Genomic DNA, 2,296 nt, shown 5'->3' with positions numbered 1-2,296 from the left:
GCCGCGCCCCGCGAGCGGCGGGGGCGGCGGTGCCGACCGGCCCCGGCCCCGTACCCGGGCGTCCTCACCCGGCCCCCGCCCCCGCCGGCCCGCCGCGGGCGGCGGCCCGCGGATCCGGCTCGCCGCGGCCCGCCCCCGGCTGCGCCTCGTCAGCGTCGGCCTGACCCTCCTCCTGCTCGCCTTCACCGCCCGGCTGCTCCAGGTCCAGGCCGTGGACGCCGCCGAGTACGCGGAAAAGGCCCAGGTCAACCGGTACGTGCCGATGACGCTCAGCGCCGAGCGCGGCGTCATCACCGACCGCAACGGCGTCGAGCTGGCCACCACGGTCGACGCGTACGACATCACCGCCGACCCGTACCTCTTCACGCCCGAGCAGGCCGACGTCAAGGACGCGCCCCGGCGGGCCGCCGAGGCGCTGGCCCCCGTGCTGAAGGCGGACGCGAAGGACCTCCAGGCCAAGCTCGCCACGCCCGACTCGCGCTACGTCAAGCTCGCGTCGATGCGGACGCCGCAGGTCTGGGACGAGATCAGGAAGCTCAAGTCCGAGTCCGCGGAGCGCGAGGCCGCGGGCGGCAAGCGGAACGTGCTCGGCGGGGTGTTCGCGGAGGAGCGGAACAAGCGCGTCTATCCGAACGGCGATCTGGCCGCCGGGATACTGGGCTTCGTCAATGCCGAGGGCGACGGCGGCGGGGGCGTCGAGCGGCAGCACGACAAGCTGCTCGCCGGCAAGGACGGCAAGCTCGTCTACGCCCAGTCCGCCGGCCGCCGCATCCCCACCGCGGACGCCGAGGAGAACCCCGCCGAGCCCGGCTCCGACGTCGAGCTGACCATCGACCGCGACATCCAGTGGGCGGCGCAGACCGCCCTGGAGAAGCAGGTCGACGCCTCCGAGGCGGACCGCGGCTACGTCATCGTGCAGGACACCCGCACCGGCGAGGTCCTGGCCATGGCCAACGCCCCCGGCTTCGACCCCAACGACCTGTCGGCCGCCACCCCCGGCACCCTCGGCAACCCGGCCCTGGAGGACGCGTACGAGCCCGGCAGCGTCAACAAGGTCATCTCCATGGCCGCCGTGCTGGAGGAGGAGGCCGCCACCCCCGAGACCCGCGTGACCGTGCCGAACGTGCTGCCCCGCGGCGGCCACGCCTTCCACGACGACGTCGAGCACCCGACCTGGTACCTGACGCTCAACGGCGTGCTCGCCAAGTCCAGCAACATCGGCACGATCCTCGCCGTCGAGCAGCTGGGGAAGAACCAGAAGCAGGCCAACAAGGTCCTCCACTCCTACCTCGGCGACTTCGGCCTCGGCCGGCGCAGCGGCCTCGGCGTCGCGGGCGAGACCCCCGGTCTGCTCAAGCCCCCGGCGGAGTGGGACGCGGCGCAGCAGTACACGATCCCGTTCGGCCAGGGCCTGTCCGTGAACGCCATGCAGGCCGCCTCCGTGTACTCGACCGTCGCCAACGGCGGCGTACGCATCGAGCCCACCCTCGTCCGCGGCAGCCGCGGCCCCGACGGCCGCTTCGACCCGGCGCCCGCGCCCGAGCAGGACCGCGTCGTCAGCGAGAAGACGGCCAGGACCCTGTCCCGGATGCTGGAGTCCGTCGTCGACGACGAGGAGGGCACCGGCGTGAAGGCCCGCATCCCGGGCTACCGCGCGGCCGGCAAGACCGGCACCTCCAACAGGGTGGACCCGCAGACCGGCCGCTACAGCGGCTACACCGCCTCGTTCGCGGGCTTCGCTCCCGCCGACGCGCCGCGCGTGACCGTGTACTGCGCGATCCAGAACCCCACCGAGGGCAGCTACTTCGGCGGCCAGATCTGCGGCCCCGTGTACAAGAAGGTCATGGAGTTCGCGCTCAAGACCCTCCAGGTGCCGCCCACCGGTGTCAAGGCGCCGCCGATGCCGGTCACTTTCGGCGCCGGCACCGACGGCACGGGCGGGGACGGCGGCGAGGGCACGGACGCCGGCGGCGTGGCCGACGGCGGATAAGAACTGAAAGATCGGACCTGCGCAGTGAGCACAATCACGGACGATCCGGGGAACCGCGAACCGCGGCCCCCCTGGCTTGGCGGTGCGGCAGGCGGGCCCGGTACGCTGCCCGCCGTGCCCCACCCCGATCAGTCCCACCAGGAAGCGTCGGGCGCCCCGGCGAACCATCCGGGGGCGCCCCGCCCCGCCGAGGTCGACCCCGTACCGCTCACGGATCTGGCCGACCGGCTGGGCACCGGTGTCACCGGCGAGGCCGGGGGCGTCACCGTCACCGGCATCACCCACGACTCCCGCGCCGTACGCCCC

The 2,296-nt window shown here is 73.9% G+C and carries 1 protein-coding gene and 1 pseudogene; both read left to right on the top strand.

The window, feature by feature from the left end; translation table 11 throughout:
• On the top strand, positions 1-1,990 hold a 1,990-nt coding region (locus tag H5J30_RS28000; RefSeq protein ID WP_181790083.1), incomplete at its 5' end, for a peptidoglycan D,D-transpeptidase FtsI family protein.
• Positions 1,991-2,104: 114 nt separating this feature from the next.
• Positions 2,105-2,296, top strand: a pseudogene (locus H5J30_RS27995) (UDP-N-acetylmuramoyl-L-alanyl-D-glutamate--2,6-diaminopimelate ligase); the annotation flags it as partial.

Source organism: Streptomyces phytophilus, from assembly GCF_013870535.1.
Taxonomy (GTDB): Bacteria; Actinomycetota; Actinomycetes; order Streptomycetales; family Streptomycetaceae; genus Streptomyces; species Streptomyces phytophilus.
Note: the sequence above shows the minus strand (reverse complement) of the source record. Positions and strands in the feature narration are given on the sequence as shown.